Origin of the sequence: Halomonas sp. HP20-15 (assembly GCF_033446685.1) — a bacterium.
Lineage (GTDB): Bacteria > Pseudomonadota > Gammaproteobacteria > Pseudomonadales > Halomonadaceae > Modicisalibacter.
Map to the genome: position 1 here is coordinate 377,627 of NZ_JAWQLY010000002.1, position 14,709 is coordinate 392,335.

Genomic DNA, 14,709 nt, shown 5'->3' on the forward strand with positions numbered 1-14,709 from the left:
GACAAACACAGGGAACGCACCGCTTATGACGCTGCTCTGGCTGATCCTGATTCCCTTCGTCGGCGGTCTATTGTGCTGGCAGGGTGAACGCTTCGGCGATCAGGCGCCGCGCTGGATCGCGCTGGCGACAATGTTGATCGAGCTGTTGATCACGCTGGGGCTGTGGTTCCACGGCGACTACCATCTGCCGCAGATGGGCACCGCCAGCGAGGCGACTCGCTGGTCCATGGAGTGGCAGGTAGCGTGGATCCCGCGCTTTGGCATCAACGTCCACCTGGCGCTCGATGGCCTGTCGCTGGTGCTGATCGCGTTGACCGGCTTCCTGGGCATGCTGGCGGTACTCTGCTCCTGGAACGAGATCGTGCGCCGGGTCGGCTTCTTTCATCTCAACCTGCTGTGGATACTCGGCGGCGTGGTGGGTGTCTTCCTGGCGATCGACCTGTTCCTGTTCTTCTTCTTCTGGGAAATGATGCTGGTACCGATGTACTTCCTGATCGCGCTGTGGGGGCATAGCGGCTCGGAAGGGCGGACCCGCATCCGCGCGGCGACCAAGTTCTTCATCTATACCCAGGCCAGCGGCCTGTTGATGCTGGTATCGATACTCGGCCTGGTTTTCGTGCACCACGCCAATACCGGCGAGTACTCGTTCGGCTACGCGACGCTGATGGAGACGCCGCTGTCCGAGGGGGTGGCGATGCTGCTGATGCTCGGCTTCTTCATCGCCTTCGCGGTCAAGCTGCCGGTCGTGCCGCTGCACGGCTGGCTACCTGATGCTCATGCCCAGGCGCCGACCGCGGGTAGCGTCGATCTCGCCGGCATCCTGCTCAAGACCGCCGCCTACGGCATGCTGCGCTTCGCCCTGCCCTTGTTCCCCGAGGCCTCGCAGACCTTCGCCCCGGTGGCCATGACGCTGGGCCTGGTGGGGGTCTTCTACGGAGCGCTGCTGGCTTGCGGACAGCAGGACGTCAAGCGCCTGATCGCCTACACCAGTATCTCGCACATGGGGTTCGTGCTGATCGGTATCTATGCCGGTACCGAGCTCGCCCTGCAGGGTGTGGTGATGCTGATGGTCGCCCACGCCTTCTCGGCGGCCGGGCTGTTCATCCTGAGCGGCCAGATCTACGAGCGGCTGCACACCCGCGACATGCGCGAGATGGGCGGCCTATGGGGACGCATGGGGAGCCTGCCGGGGTTCTCGCTGTGCTTCGTCGCCGCCTCGCTGGGCATGCCCGGCACCGCCAATTTCCTCGGTGAGTTCATGGTCCTGTTCGGCACCTTCCCGGTCGCGCCCTGGACGGTGGTCATCGGCAGCGGCGGACTGGTGCTGGCGGCGATCTACTCGCTGCTGCTGATGCAGCGGGTTCACTTCGGCCCGTCCCAGGGCGATGGGCGGTTCGCCGATCTCGATAGTCGCGAATACCTGATGATGCTCTCGATCCTCGGCCTGGTACTGCTGTTCGGGCTCTATCCGCAACCACTGCTGGACACCACCGGCGCGGCGATGCTCGAGGTGCAGCAGCTGTTCGGCGCCGCTGCGCAGTCATCCACTCTGCTGACGGGGGCTCCATGACCTTGACCGCGACGCATCTGCTGGCGCTGACGCCGCTGATCCTGGTCTGCGCCACGGCCCTAGTGGTGATGCTGGGGATCGCCTGGCGCCGCCATCACACCGGCATCGCCGTGACCACGGCGGTGGGTCTCAACCTGGCGCTCGTCTCGCTGATCGGTGTGTGGTTCATGGCGCCGCTGGCCACGCCGATGTTGGCCGTCGATGGCCTGGCGATCTTCGCCGCGGTGCTGATCCTGATCGCAGCGCTGGCCTGTGCCACGCTGGGCCATGCCTATCTCGAACACTATCGGGGGCCGCGCGAGGAGTTCTACCTGCTGCTGCTGTGTGCCACGGCGGGCGGCATGGTGCTGGCCGCCAGCACCCATCTGGCGACGCTGTTCTTCGGTCTCGAGCTGCTGTCGATGCCGCTGTATGGCATGCTCGCCTACACCTACCATGAGCGGCGCTCGCTCGAGGCCGGGGTCAAGTATCTGGTGCTGTCCGCGGCGGCGACCGCCATCCTGCTATTCGGCATGTCGCTGCTCTATGCCGAGACCGGCCATCTCGATTTTGCCGGGCTGACCGCCGGGCTGGCGGAAAACCCCGGTGCCTGGGGCCTTGCCGGTGCCGCGCTGATGCTCATGGGGCTGGGTTTCAAGCTGTCGATCGTACCGTTTCACCTGTGGACACCGGATGTCTACGAGGGCGGGCCGGGCCCGGCAGCGACCTTCCTCGCCTCGGCCAGCAAGGTCGCGGTATTCGTGGTGCTGCTGCGGCTGGTCATGGCGGCCCCGGCCTTTCAGGATGCCTGGCTGCACGGGGTACTGGCGGTGCTGGCAATCCTCACCATGCTGGTCGGCAACCTGCTGGCGCTGACCCAGTCCAACCTCAAGCGTCTGCTGGGTTACTCGTCGATCGCCCACTTCGGTTACCTGCTCACGGCGCTGGTCATCGGCGAGGGGCTTTCGGTCGAGGCGACCGGGGTCTACCTGGTGGTCTACATGCTGACCACGCTGGGCGCGTTCGGCGTGGTGACGCTGATTTCTTCGCCCTATCGCGGCGAGGATGCGGCGGGGCTGCACCATTATCGTGGTCTGTTCTGGCGACGCCCCTACCTGACCGCGGTGCTCACCGTGACCATGCTGTCGCTGGCCGGTATCCCCTTCACCGCGGGCTTCATCGGCAAGTTCTACATCATCGCGCTGGGTGTCGAGGCCGGGCGCTGGTGGCTGGTGGGAGCGGTGATCGTGGGCAGTGCCATCGGGCTCTACTACTACCTGCGGGTGATGGTCACCCTGTACCTGGCCGAGGCGGGCATGCAGAAACGCGATGCGCCGGAGAACTGGGGCATGCGTGCCGGCGGTGTGGTCGTGCTGGGGGTGGCGCTGCTGATCATCCTGCTGGGTATCTACCCGACGCCGATGATCGAATGGGTGCGGCTCATGAGCAGCGCCATGCTGGCGACGGCGGGCTAACGCCAGCGTTCGATCCTGCGAGAGCTGCATCATGAGCAATAAAAAGCCCCGCGCCGATGCGCGGGGCTTTTGTTTTGCGTTCTTCGATGATGCTCGCTCGCCTCAGTCGGCGGTAGTGTCGCCCTCGGGGTTGCGGGCGTTGTAGAAGGCCTGCTCGGAAATCGCGTGGTAGTTTTCGACCTTGTCCTGAAAGGCGCTATAGGAGTCATAGATCTTCTTGGCCATGGGGTCGGAGGCGGCGAGCTCGCTGACCACATCCTCGGAGAGCTGCTGGGCCTTGGCGAGTACGTCGTCGGGGAAGCGCTTGAGCTGGACGTTGTGCTCGTTGACCAGCGTCTGCAGGGCGTCGTTGTTGCGGGCGGTGTACTCGTCGAGCACCGACTGATTGACGTCGGCCACGGCGGTGCGCAGGATCGCCTGCAGGTCGTCCGGCAGCGATGCCATGGCTTCTTTATTGACGATCGCCTCGAACATCACGGTCGGCTCGTGCCAGCCCGGGTAGTAGTAGTAATCGGCGGCCTGGTAGAGACCGAAGGCCAGATCGTTGTAGGGCCCGATCCATTCGGTGGCGTCGATCGCCCCGGATTGCAGCGAAGTGAAGATCTCGCCTCCCGGCATGTTGACGATTGCCACGCCCATGCGGCTCATGACTTCGCCACCCAGCCCCGGCATGCGCATCTTCAGGCCGTCGAGGTCGGCGACCGAATTGATCTCCTTGTTGTACCAGCCGCCCATCTGCACGCCGGAGGCGCCGGCGACCATGACTTCGACGCCGAACTGGTCGTACAACTCGTTCCATAGTTCCATGCCGCCGCCGTACTGCAACCAGGCGTTCATTTCCTGGGCGTTCATGCCGAACGGCACGGCGGCGAAGAACTGTGCGGCCGGCGCCTTGCCTTTCCAGTAGTAGGATGCGGAGTGGCCCATTTCGGCGGTACCCTCGGAAACCGCGTCGAAGACCTCGAAGCCCGGGACCAGCTGGCCGGCGCCGTAGACATCGATGGTCAGCCGGCCGTCGGACATCTTGTCGACCAGCTCGGCGAGGCGCTCGGGTCCCTGGCCGACTCCGGGAAAGTTCTTCGGCCACGAGGTGACCATCTTCCACTCGAAGTTCTCTTGCGCCTGGGCCGTTGCGGCCAGGGCCATCAGCCCGGCCGCGCTGGTCGCCATCGCGACCGCGGAAGCCAACGTCTTGATTTGCATGGTGCGTTCCCCTTTTTTGTGTCGTACGCGCCTGGCTAGCGCGCTGCTTGGTAGTGGGCGGGCTTATTACCCGTCCTCCTTAACACCTTGAAAAAACGTCGCTCCCGCTACTTGAACTGGGCCGGTAGCCAGGTCGCCAGTTCGGGTACGAAGGCCAGCGCTATCAGCATGCCGAGCTGGAGCACGATGAACGGGATCACTCCGCGATAGATCGCCGTGGTGGGCACCGACTCGGGGGCCACGCCGCGCAGGTAGAACAGCGCGAAGCCGAACGGCGGAGTGAGAAACGAGGTCTGCAGATTGATGGCGATCATGATCCCCAGCCAGATCGGGTCGAGCCCCATGGCCAGCAGCACCGGACCGACGATCGGCACCACCACGAAGGTGATCTCGATGAAGTCGAGGATGAAGCCGAGCAGGAAGATCACCAGCATGACGATGATCGTCGCGCCGACCACGCCGCCGGGCATGTTCGCGAACAGGTCCTTGACCAGTTCCTCGCCGCCATAGGCGCGGAACACTAGCGAAAACAGCGCGGCACCGATCAGGATCAGGAACACCATGGTGGTGACGTGGGTCGTCGAGCGCACCACGTCGCGCAGAGTGACGAAGTCCAGCTTGCGGTAGGCGAGTGCCAGCATCAGCGCGCCGAAGGCCCCCACCGCAGAAGCCTCGGTGGGTGTGGCGAAGCCGCCGAGGATCGAGCCCAGTACGGCGATGATCAGTGCCAGCGGTGGCACCAGGCCCTTGAGCAGCAAGGTGAACAGGTTGCCCTGATGATTGAGCTCGGCCATCAACTCCTGGCGGTCGGCGGGCGGTGCCGATTCCGGCTTGAGCCAGGCGACGAACGCCACATAGGCGATGTACAGCACCACCAGGATCAGCCCGGGGACCAGCGCGCCGATGAACAGGTCGCCGACCGATACGGTCTTGGGACTCCAGATGCCCATCGCCAGCTGCGCCTGCTGATAGGCCGACGAGAGCACGTCGCCGAGCAACACCAGGGCGATCGAGGGCGGAATGATCTGGCCCAGCGTACCGGTGGCGCAGATCGTGCCGGTGGCCAGCGACTGGCTGTAACCGCGCTTGAGCATGGTCGGCAGCGACAACAGGCCCATGGTCACCACGGTGGCGCCGACGATCCCGGTGGAGGCGGCCAGCAGCATGCCGACCAGCGTCACAGAGATCCCCAACCCGCCGCGCAGCGAGCCGAACAGCAGCGCCATGGCGTCGAGCAGGGTCTCGGCGACCTTGGATTTTTCCAGCAATACGCCCATCAGCACGAACAGCGGCACGGCGAGCAGCGTCTGGTTGGACATGATGCCGTAGAGACGATTGGGGAAGGCCGACAAGAAACTGGCATCGAAATTGGCGTCGATACCCAGCGACTCGAGTCCCATGCCCAGTCCGGCGAAGACCAGCGAGGTGCCCGCCAGCGTCAGCGCCACCGGGAAACCGAGCATCAGTACGGTACAGATCAGTGCGAACAGCACCAGCGGCATGAACTCCAGCATCAGATCGGCTCCTCGCTGTGATCATGCTTGGGCTGGGGGGGCAGCCGACCGGAAATGATCAGCGACTTGCGAATGATCTCGGCGATGCCCTGAACGATCATCAATCCCGCAAAGGCCGGTATCAGGGTCTTGAGCAGGAACACGGCGGGGATGCCGCCATTGTCCGGCGAGCCCTCGAGGATCGCCCACGATGCGCCGACATAGCCCAGGCTGGAGAGGATCACGAAGCCCATGAACGGCAGTAGCAGAAACAGCGTGCCCAGCAGGTCGACCCAGGCCTGGGCGCGTGGCGAGAAGCCGCGATAGAAGATATCCACGCGCACGTGGCCATCATGCTTGAGGGTATAGGAGGCCGCCAGCAGGAACAGCGCGGCGTGCATGTACATCACCGATTCCTGCATGGGGATGCTGTTGAAATTGAAGAGATAGCGCAGCACTACGATCAAAAACTGGACCAGCATCATTACCAGGACCAGCCAGGCGAGTGCCTTGCCCAGCCGCTCGGTAAGGGTGTCGATCCAGGCCAGGAGTGCCGGCTCGGATGCAGCTCGATTCATGGATCCCTCGCTATCGTGGCAGCGGTTGCGTTTTTCTGGATGTTATTAGGCCCTGTGCGGGCAACGACCAAGCCACGCCTGAAATCAGCGTCAGAGTGCCGTGTGCCGGGAATCCCGGCAATGGATCATTGGTCTGACGGTCTGGCCAGGGCGCGCCGGCAGGCAGCGGGAAGGTGGATATCCACGGCGATCGGCAGGTGGTCCGAGTAAAGCTGGTCGAGCACCTGCAGGTTGTCCGCCTCCAGCGACGAGGACAGCAGGATGTGATCCAGCGCCCGGCTTGGCTGCCAGGAAGGATAACTCAACATGGGGCGCGCCGGCTTTAACGGTAGCGCGGTGCAGAAGCTCGAGTGGCGGCTGTGGAGTTGATCCGGGGTACAGTTGAGATCGCCCATCACCACCACATGCCTGAGCGGGGCGATGATCTCGCCGAGATAGTCGAACTGGCGAGCCCGCGAACGATGGCTCAGGGCTAGGTGAACGACGAACACGTGCAGCGCGTCGGGGCCCGAGCCGAAGCGAGCATGGATGGCGCCGCGACCGGGCAGGGTGCCGGGCAGCCGGTGCTCCTCGACATGCTCGGGCACCAGGCGCGACAGCAGGCCATTGCTGTGCTGGGCGACCCGCCCGAGGTTGCGGTTGAGCTGCTTGAAGTGATGGGGAAACCCGGCCCGATGGGCCAGGTATTCCACCTGATTGACGTTGCCCGAGCGGAAGCTCCCACCGTCGACCTCCTGCAGGCCGATGATGTCGAAGGACTTGAGCACTTCGCCCATCGCATCCAGGCGGTGCTGGCGTCGCGGGTGGGGCAGCAGATGCTGCCAACTGCGCGTCAGGTAATGATGATAGGCCGAGGTCTGAATGCCGACCTGCAGATTGAAGGTCATCAGCCGCAGTTTGGCGGGGACCTCGGCCGGTGTGGCGCGTGCGCTGCTCATGGCGTCACTCGCTGCGTTCTTGACGTACCTTGTCGATCAACGCGCCGGCGATCTGGGGCATGTTTTCCAGGCTGCCGGCGGTACGCGCGGTCACTACGTAGTGACCATCGACCACCAGCGCCGGCACGCCCATCAGCTCGTAGGCACGCATCTTGGCGTGCGCCTGATTGATCTGGCTCTTCACGCCGAACGAACTCAACGCCTCCTTGGCATCCGCCTCGCTGACGCCGTAGTCGCTGAAGAAGGCGGCGATATCGTCGGGGTCGGTCAGCCGCTGACCCTGCTGATGGATGGCGTCGAAGAAGTCGCTGTGGACCTTGTCGAGGATGCCCAGCTGCTGGGCGGCGAAGAAGGCGCGCGCATGGGCCGTCCAGGTGTCGCCCATGGTCGCCGGGACACGCTGGAAGGTGACGTCGTCGGGAAGTTCGTCGACCCAGGCGTTGAGCGGCTCTTCCAGCTTGTAGCAGTGCGGGCAGCCGTACCAGAACACTTCGGTGACTTCGATCTGGCCCTCATCCACGCTGGTTTCGACCGGGGTGTCGAGGACCTTGTAATCCTCGCCGGCGACCGGCGGCGCGGCCATGACCAGCGACGACAGGCCCAGGCCGGCGACCGCGGCGATCCACTGTTTCAACATGCGCCCTTTCTCCTTTTAAAAGCCGAGTATGCGGCAAAGGTAACAGATATCCCGGTCCCATGAGACGGCGACCGGCCCAACTTGGAGCCCGAAACGGCAAGCGGGTTCCCGGGAATGCCGCTACCGCACGGGGCACCCTCGTTTGCCAACGCTTGACTATCGACGTTCGCCGCTTGTGAGAACGTGATGGTACACTCTCGCCCGCACCGGGCGGCCGCCCGGCACTTCATCGAGGTCCTGGCGAGCGACGCCCGCGCCAAGCGGCACGCAGCCATGCCATTCGTCAGTACCGTAACGCCAGGAAGCCAGCCGTCGTGAGCCGCCTCAATTTCCATACCGCCCAGTTCATGACCAGCGCCCCGACGCTGGCAGCCTGTCCGCCGGATGACGGCCGTGAGGTCGCGTTCGCCGGCCGTTCCAACGCCGGCAAGTCGAGTGCCATCAACGCCCTGGTCCAGCAGAAGGCGCTGGCGCGGACCTCGAAGACACCGGGGCGCACTCAGCTGATCAACTTCTTCGGTATCGCCAACGACACCCGCCAGCGACTGGTCGACCTGCCGGGTTACGGTTTCGCCAAGGTCCCCGAATCGGTCAAGCGCGAATGGCAGCGCCACCTTTCCCAGTATCTGCAGGAACGCCGTTCGCTGCAGGGACTGGTGCTGATGATGGACGTGCGTCACCCACTGACCGAGTTCGACGAGATGATGCTCGGCTGGGCCGACGAGCAGGACATGCCCGTGCACATCCTGCTGACCAAGGCCGACAAGCTCAAGCCCGGCGCCGCCAAGAACACGCTGCTCAAGGTGCGCCGCCAGCTAGCCGACTGGGAAGACCTGGTCAGCATCCAGCTGTTCTCCGCGCTCAAGCGCCAGGGTGTCGACGAGCTCGCGGCGCGTCTCGATGCATGGCTGCTCGACGAGCTCGATGGCGACGAGACCGCGTCGAGCGGCCTCACCGATCGCTGACGGGCTCTCGGCACTCGCCATTCAGGCGCCCGAGCAGGGCGGTCAACTCGCGGATATGACCCAGGCGGTGAACGCCGGGCGGCAGGTCCGTCCGGCGTTCATCGTGCTTGTCGATCCAGGCCACCTGCATCCCCAACCGCCATGCCGGCAGGACGTCCTCCTTCCAGGAGTCGCCGACATGCAGCGCTCGCGCTGGGCGGCTACCGAGACGCGCCAGGGCGGCGAGGAAGGGCCGGGCGTCGGGTTTGGGCGCGAGCAGCTCGCCGGCGGCGATCACCACCGGGAAATGCTGCGCCAGTTCCAGGCGCTTGAGATCGGCATTGCCGTTGGTGATCGCGGCCAACGCGTAACGCTGGCGCAGTGCATCGAGCAGCGGGATCGCCTCGGGATAGGGCGTGAGCGTATGGCGCAGCGTCAGGAAGTGGCCGATGGCCGCCGTCGCCCATAGGTGGGCGGCGCTGCGTGGCAGGCCATACTCTTCGAGCAGTTCGACCAGCGCCCGCTCGCGCAGCCAGGTGAAGTCGCCGCGGCGCAGCGGATAGCGCCGAGCCAGCGCCAGGCGGCGCTCGATGTAGGCGTCCAGTGGAAAACGCTGCGCATAGCGATCGTGCCCGGCGAACAGCTCGCCGAGCGGCGCGGCGGCCAGCCAGTCGGCCAGCGCGGTGTCGAGCCAGGCATAGTGTGTCGACTCGGCATGCTCCATCACCGGCCGGTTGTCCCACAGCGTGTCGTCGAGATCGAAGGTCAACGCCTCGATGCGGGCGTGGTGTGTCATCGCGTTCATGGGCGCTCCGGAGCCGTCGTCGTTCTATCGCTCATACGAATCTGACACAGATCGTACCGTTGAGCACTGGCCGGGCTAGTCATTGGGCAGAGATGGCCGGCAGCCACAGCGCCAGCGCAACCAGCGTGGCCAGCAATACCGGCGGCGTGATCGCCAGCCCGACCTTCATGTACTGTCCCCAGCTAATGCGGTAGCCCTTGCCGGCCAGCACGTGCAGCCAGAGTAGCGTGGCGAGGCTGCCGATGGGCGTGAACTTGGGGCCCAGATCGTTGCCGATGACGTTGGCGTAGACCATCAGTTGCTGGGTCTGGCTCGATACCTGCGCCTGGTCGATGGCCAGCGCGCCGACCAGCGTCGACGGCATGTTGTTCATCAGCGAGGCCAGGATGGCGGAGGCAAAGCCGGTGCCGATTGTCGCCATGAAGTCGCCCTGACGGCTCAGCCATACCAGCACATCCGCCGCCCACGCCGTTAGCCAGGCGTTGCCCAGCCCATACACCACCAGATACATGCCCACGGAAAACAGCACGATCTGCCAGGGGGCGTTGCTCAGTACTCTCTTGAGCGAGACGATGTGCACATGCCCCGGCGAAAACCAGCGCCCGGCGATGGCCATCAGCACGAGCGCCGCCGTGCCCATGATGAAGGCGAATGGAACCTCCCAGCGGGCGGTCAGGAACAGCGCGATCAACAGCACGATGAGCAGCGGAAAGGCCGCGCGAAAGACCTGGTGGTCGCGAATCGCCGTGGCCGGCGCTTCCAGCCGCTCGACCGGATAACGTCGCGGTATCTGCCGGCGAAAGTACATGCCCAGTACCAGCAGCGTGGCGGCCAGCGACACCAGGTCGACCGGCACCATCACCCGGGCGTAACGATCGAAGCCAATCTCGAAGTAGTTGGCGCTGACGATGTTGACCAGATTCGAGATGACCAGCGGCAGGCTGGTCGAGTCGGCCACGAACCCCGTCGCGATGATGAAGGCCAGCGCCGCACCGGCACTGAACTCCAGCCGGGCCAGGATCGCCACCACGATGGGTGTCAACAGCAGCGCCGCCCCGTCGTTGGCGAACACCGCGGCAATCAGCGCGCCCAGCATGACGATCAGCGGGAACAGCAGGCGTCCTCGCCCGTTGCCCCAGCGCACGATGTGCAGGGCCGCCCAGGCAAAGAACCCGGCCTCATCGAGGATCAGGGAGATGACGATCAGCGCCACGAAGGTGAAGGTGGCATCCCAGACGATATGCCAGACGACGATCACGTCATGCCAGTCGACGACGCCGGTTGCCAGGGCCGCCGCGGCGCCGCCCAGCGCGCTCCAGCCGATACCCAGTCCTCTCGGCTGCCAGATGACCAGCACCAGCGTAAGCAGGAAGATCGCAAAGGCCAGCATGAACGATTCCCCTATCAGTGCGTGGCCTGATTGACGCGCCTGGAGACGGCCTCGGCGCTCTCGACCCGCTCGGAATAGCGGTCGGTCAGATACGCTGATCGGCCCCGCGTCAGCCAGGTGAACTTCACCAGCTCCTCGCAGACATCGACGATACGCAGGTAGAGCGGCGACAGCCGCATCCGTCCGGCGTCGTCGAATTCGTTGAAGGCCTTGGGCACCGAGGACTGGTTGGGGATGGCCAGCATGCGCATCCAGCGCCCGAGGATGCGCAACTGGTTGACCGCATTGAAGCTCTGGCTGCCGCCGGAAACCTCCATTACGGCCAGCGTCTTGCCCTGGGTCGGCCGCACGCCGCCGAGCGCCAGGGGGATCCAGTCGATCTGGGCCTTCATGATCCCGGTCATCGCGCCGTGGCGCTCGGGGCTGACCCAGACCATGCCTTCGCTCCACTCGGCCAGTTCGCGCAGTTCCCGCACCTTGGGATGGCTGGCCTCGGCATCGTCCGGCAGCGGCAGGCCTGAGGGGTCGAAGGTGCGGACCTCGCAACCGTACCAGCGCAGCAGGCGCCCGGCTTCTTCCGACACCAGGCGCGAGTAGGAGCGCTGACGCAGCGAACCGTACAGCACCAGGATGCGCGGCGGATGGCGTGGCTGATCCGGGCCGATTAGCGCGTCGACGTCGATGGGATGCAAGCACTCGGGATCGATGTTGGGTAGCTGCTCGGGGGTCACGAAGCGGCCCCCTGGAAGCGCACTATTTCGCCGTCTTCCTTGGTGAACTCGGCTACCGGGTTAGCCAGCAGGGGCAATACCGTCTCGGAGGGCCGGCACAGGCGCGTACCCTTGTCGGTAACCACGATGGGGCGGTTGATCAGGATGGGGTGCGCCAGCATGGCGTCGATCAACCGATCATCGTTGAGCCCGGGATCGTCCAGGCCCAGTTCGTCGTAGGGCGTGCCCTTGCGCCGCAGGAGTTCCCGCGGGGTGATGGCCATCACCGTCAGCAGCTCGATGAGCTTTTCCCGGCTGGGCGGTGTCTTCAGGTACTCGATGACATGCGGCGCCTCCCCGGACTGACGCATCATCGCCAGGGTATTGCGGGAGGTGGCGCAGTCGGGGTTGTGATAGATCACGCTGGTCATGAAGGGTCTGCCTCGATGGTCGGGTCGCAGGGGCGCAGCTCCTGGCGAAGGGGCTCGCAGAGCTCGGGACTCCCCGCGCAACAGTCCCGCACCAGAAAACTCAGCGTTTCGCGCATGCGCTCCAGGTTGGCACGATAGATCATCGAGCGGCTGTGCCGGCGCGCGACCACCAGGCCGGCCCGCGACAGCACGCCCAGGTGCGTCGACAGGGTGTTGTGAGGCACCTCCAGCAGACGCGCGATCTCGCCTGCCGGCAGGCCCTCCGGCTCATGGCGCACCAGGAGCCGGAAGGTCTCCAGGCGGGTCGACTGGGAAAGCGCGGCGAACGCATCGATGACGGTCGTATTGTCCATATGTCCAGAATTACAGACATATCGAAGCAATTCAACCGGCCAATCGTTCGTACCGATCAGCGATTACACTGAACATTCCATTTCATGGGCCCAAGGGAGAGCGGCATGAGCGACTTTGACAGACTGATCAAGAACCTCGCCCGGGCAGGTGCGCTTGCGGCGCGAGCGCGGCAAGGGGACAGGCAGGTCATCGATGAACTCATCGACTCCCTGCGGGCCTATGTCGGCAAGGGCTCCACGACCTACCAGGGCGAGACCGCCCCCGGCGCCAGCGAGCCCGAGCAACCCGAGGAGCCTCGTCGTTCCGGCCTCGACAGGACCATCGCCGACTATCGTGCCGCCAAGGAGGCCATGGCGGCGATCGTCGACAGGCACATGCAGGCGGCCTTTGCGGAAATCGAGACCGCCTACGGGACGACCCCGACCGAGGTGACTCTCGAGGTCGCCGAGCACCTGAACCCGGGTAGCCGTTACCCGAACGGGAAATATACCGGGAGCGAAGTGCGCCTGGGCGGGGAGTGAGCGGTCGAGCCGGGGCGAGAGAGTCGGCGCTCGTTCAATCGCGGCGTCGCGCACGCGGGTGGGCGGCATCGTAGACCCCGGCCAGCTGTTGCCAATCCAGGTGAGTATAGACCTGGGTGGTCGACAGGTGCGCATGGCCGAGCAGTTCCTGCACGGCGCGCAGATCCTGGCTGGATTCCAGCAGATGGCTGGCGAAGGAGTGACGTAGGCGATGCGGGTGCAGGTGCTCGGGCAGGCCGCGCTCGATGGCGAGCTTGGCCAGGCGCTGCTGGATGGCGCGGTGGCCGAGTCGTGTGCCGCGGCCTGCGACGAACAGCGCCGGCTCGTCGTCGCCGGCCAAGCCCTGACGGGTCGTCAGCCAGGCATCGAGCGCCTGGCGGGCGCGGCGACCGACGGGGACCTGGCGCGGCTTGCCGCCCTTGCCGATTACCCGCACGCGCTGGCCGTCGAGATTCGACAGGTCCAGCGCGGCGAGCTCGGCCAGGCGCAGCCCGCAGGAGTACAGCAGCTCGCACATCGCCTGATCGCGTAGCGCCAGCGGCGAGCCGTCATGGGGGGTGTCCAGGAAGCGCGCCAGCTGATCGACATCGACGGGGCGCGGCAGGTGCCGGGGCGTGCGCGGCGAGGGTGCCAGACGCACCGGATTGTGGGCGAGCACGCCGCGCTGGACCAGGTGCTCGGCGAAACTCGACAGCGCGGCGCGGCGGCGCGCCAGGCTGCGCGGGGCCAGGCCACGGCTGCGCTCGCCGCCCAGGAAGCGGCGCACCTCGGCGGCGTCGAGCGCGGCCCAGTCGCCAAGTTCGCGGGTGCGGGCGAAGCGCAGCAGCGCGGCGGTATCGCGGCGATAGGCGTCGACGGTCGCCGGGCTGGCGTGCTGCGCGAGTCCGGCGAGGAAGGCCTCGATCTCGGCCGTCAGGCGCTCACAGGCGTCCGGCATGGCGCATCATCAGGCGGGCGACGACTTCGCCGAGATACTCGGTGAACAGCGTGTCGAGGCTGGCGCGGAAGTAGTCGCCGTCGTGGCTGGCGAGGATCAGGTAGCCTATCGGCTCGCCCAGGGTCAGCCGGGTCAGCGCGCAGGAGCCGGCCTGCTTGGGCGGTTCGCTGTGCGGCAGCAGGCGTTGCCAGTCCTTGCGCGACAGACGCCGGCAGCGGCTGGCGCGGCCGTCGAGCAGCGCACCCAGGCGGGTGCCGCTGTTCTCGTCGAGCACGAAGCGGGGCGGTTGCGGCGGCCGTGGCTCGATATCGGTGAGTTCGGGGGCGCACCACAGCGCCACCGCCTGGGTCTGGAAGCGTTCGGCGAGCTGGGTGGCCAGCGCCTCGCCGAGCGCGTCGCTGTCCTCGGCCTCGAGCAGCGCCAGCACCAGTTCGCGGGTGCGGCGGTACTGCGACTCGTTGTAGCGCGCCGATTCGAGCAGCTGTTCGAGGCGCCATTCGGCGCCTTCGGCACGTTCGCGCAGGTCGATCACCAGCCGCTCGAGCAGCGAAATGGCGCCGTGCGACTCGGGGTGCGGCACCTTGAGCTGCTGGAGCAGGCCCTCGCGGCCGATGAAGAAATCGGGATGGCGGGCCAGCCAGCGGGCCACTCGTTCGGGGTCGAGTGTCTGGCGGGATTCGGGCGCTTTCGCAGTGGGCATGGCGTCCTCTTGTCGTTCGGCTCGCTGATTTCAGCTCGATGATA

16 protein-coding genes are annotated in these 14,709 nt (G+C 65.7%); 4 read left to right on the forward strand and 12 right to left on the reverse strand.

Annotation, left to right across the window (positions count from 1 at the left end):
* The first annotated feature begins 25 nt into the window (after positions 1–25).
* A complete protein-coding gene (gene nuoM, locus R6258_RS04155) occupies positions 26–1,570 on the forward strand; it encodes an NADH-quinone oxidoreductase subunit M (RefSeq protein ID WP_318447780.1) in 1,545 nt (514 codons plus the stop codon).
* A complete protein-coding gene (nuoN, locus tag R6258_RS04160; protein ID WP_318447782.1) occupies positions 1,567–3,024 on the forward strand; it encodes an NADH-quinone oxidoreductase subunit NuoN in 1,458 nt (485 codons plus the stop codon). Before nuoM ends, nuoN begins: the two co-directional genes overlap by 4 nt.
* Before the next feature lie 102 nt (positions 3,025–3,126).
* Here the strand turns inward: nuoN and R6258_RS04165 are convergent, their stop codons facing one another.
* From R6258_RS04165 to R6258_RS04185, 5 genes are all read right to left on the reverse strand, one after another.
* Positions 3,127–4,227, reverse strand: coding sequence for a TRAP transporter substrate-binding protein (locus R6258_RS04165; protein WP_318447785.1), 1,101 nt, complete (start codon positions 4,225–4,227; stop codon positions 3,127–3,129).
* A 107-nt stretch (positions 4,228–4,334) separates the two neighbouring features.
* Positions 4,335–5,741 carry a TRAP transporter large permease subunit gene (locus R6258_RS04170; RefSeq protein ID WP_318447787.1) on the reverse strand — a complete coding sequence of 469 codons (1,407 nt, stop codon included), beginning with the start codon at positions 5,739–5,741 and terminating at the stop codon, positions 4,335–4,337.
* The gene (locus R6258_RS04175) at positions 5,741–6,298 is read right to left on the reverse strand and encodes a TRAP transporter small permease subunit (protein ID WP_318447790.1); all 558 of its coding nucleotides are present in this window, start codon (positions 6,296–6,298) and stop codon (positions 5,741–5,743) included. Before R6258_RS04175 ends, R6258_RS04170 begins: the two co-directional genes overlap by 1 nt.
* A gap of 125 nt (positions 6,299–6,423) precedes the next feature.
* On the reverse strand, positions 6,424–7,236 hold the full coding sequence (locus R6258_RS04180; protein WP_318447792.1) for an endonuclease/exonuclease/phosphatase family protein: 813 nt from the start codon (positions 7,234–7,236) through the stop codon (positions 6,424–6,426).
* A 4-nt stretch (positions 7,237–7,240) separates the two neighbouring features.
* Positions 7,241–7,873 carry a thiol:disulfide interchange protein DsbA/DsbL gene (locus R6258_RS04185; protein WP_318447794.1) on the reverse strand — a complete coding sequence of 211 codons (633 nt, stop codon included), beginning with the start codon at positions 7,871–7,873 and terminating at the stop codon, positions 7,241–7,243.
* Positions 7,874–8,220: 347 nt separating this feature from the next.
* Between R6258_RS04185 and yihA the strand changes: the two genes are divergently transcribed.
* Complete coding sequence (gene yihA / locus R6258_RS04190) at positions 8,221–8,838, forward strand: ribosome biogenesis GTP-binding protein YihA/YsxC (RefSeq protein WP_318448035.1); 618 nt, start codon at positions 8,221–8,223, stop codon at positions 8,836–8,838.
* Here yihA and R6258_RS04195 read toward each other — a convergent pair.
* From R6258_RS04195 to R6258_RS04215, 5 genes are all read right to left on the reverse strand, one after another.
* Positions 8,825–9,622 (reverse strand): HAD family hydrolase, encoded by a 798-nt coding sequence (locus R6258_RS04195; RefSeq protein ID WP_318447797.1) that lies wholly within the window; start codon positions 9,620–9,622, stop codon positions 8,825–8,827. The two genes, yihA and R6258_RS04195, sit on opposite strands and share 14 nt — an antisense overlap.
* A gap of 79 nt (positions 9,623–9,701) precedes the next feature.
* Positions 9,702–11,012 (reverse strand): arsenic transporter, encoded by a 1,311-nt coding sequence (locus R6258_RS04200; RefSeq protein ID WP_318447800.1) that lies wholly within the window; start codon positions 11,010–11,012, stop codon positions 9,702–9,704.
* Between the two features lie 14 nt (positions 11,013–11,026).
* Complete coding sequence (gene arsH / locus R6258_RS04205) at positions 11,027–11,743, reverse strand: arsenical resistance protein ArsH (RefSeq protein WP_318447802.1); 717 nt, start codon at positions 11,741–11,743, stop codon at positions 11,027–11,029.
* Positions 11,740–12,153, reverse strand: a complete 414-nt coding sequence (gene arsC, locus R6258_RS04210; protein WP_318447804.1) for an arsenate reductase (glutaredoxin) — start codon at positions 12,151–12,153, stop codon at positions 11,740–11,742. Before arsC ends, arsH begins: the two co-directional genes overlap by 4 nt.
* Positions 12,150–12,506 carry a metalloregulator ArsR/SmtB family transcription factor gene (locus R6258_RS04215; RefSeq protein ID WP_318447806.1) on the reverse strand — a complete coding sequence of 119 codons (357 nt, stop codon included), beginning with the start codon at positions 12,504–12,506 and terminating at the stop codon, positions 12,150–12,152. The genes arsC and R6258_RS04215 overlap by 4 nt, the downstream gene beginning before the upstream one ends.
* Positions 12,507–12,611: 105 nt before the next feature.
* Between R6258_RS04215 and R6258_RS04220 the strand changes: the two genes are divergently transcribed.
* A complete protein-coding gene (locus R6258_RS04220) occupies positions 12,612–13,028 on the forward strand; it encodes a hypothetical protein (RefSeq protein ID WP_318447809.1) in 417 nt (138 codons plus the stop codon).
* Positions 13,029–13,062: 34 nt separating this feature from the next.
* On the opposite strand, the gene R6258_RS04225 is transcribed toward R6258_RS04220, so the two are convergent.
* Positions 13,063–13,965, reverse strand: coding sequence for a tyrosine recombinase XerC (locus R6258_RS04225; RefSeq protein WP_318447810.1), 903 nt, complete (start codon positions 13,963–13,965; stop codon positions 13,063–13,065).
* Positions 13,949–14,665 (reverse strand): DUF484 family protein, encoded by a 717-nt coding sequence (locus R6258_RS04230; protein WP_318447812.1) that lies wholly within the window; start codon positions 14,663–14,665, stop codon positions 13,949–13,951. The genes R6258_RS04225 and R6258_RS04230 overlap by 17 nt, the downstream gene beginning before the upstream one ends.
* Positions 14,666–14,709 lie beyond the last annotated feature (44 nt).